The sequence below is a fragment of the Alteromonas alvinellae genome (assembly GCF_902705805.1).
This window is the reverse complement of sequence record NZ_CACSIH010000016.1, coordinates 1-373: the sequence shown is the minus strand read 5'-3', so window position 1 is coordinate 373 and position 373 is coordinate 1. Positions and strand designations below refer to the sequence as shown.

Here is a 373-nt window from a genome sequence, read left to right as displayed (position 1 = left end):
TCGGAACTGATCGCCATTCACCGACGCAATAGCCCGTCTCAGGAAGTGCCACGCTTCTCCCCGGTTAAGGGCACGCTGAACGTACTGCCGCAAACTGGCATTGTCTATGTAATCCAGTAAATATTGCGCTTTGACCAGTCGATTATACTCCGTCAGCGCCTGTAATGTCGGGTGCCCCGAAGGATAACCAGACAACTTTCTTACCAGCATTGCCTGTGTCGTTCGCTTTGTCTGAAGTGACAGAACAATGCGCCTAATATCCTGCCATCCCGTTTCGATGACATTCGTCCTGATGGGCTTTTTCAGGGCAAGGTTGGTGCCGCCGTGTTCATTTTCAGTTACGTCAAACAGATCATTGATGACACTACTGAAC

General features: G+C 50.1%; 1 protein-coding gene. It reads right to left on the bottom strand.

Going from position 1 to position 373, the window contains the following annotated elements; genetic code table 11:
- Window positions 1-373: Tn3 family transposase (locus ACX5KA_RS01200; protein WP_458730254.1), on the bottom strand; the 373-nt coding region annotated here is incomplete at both ends.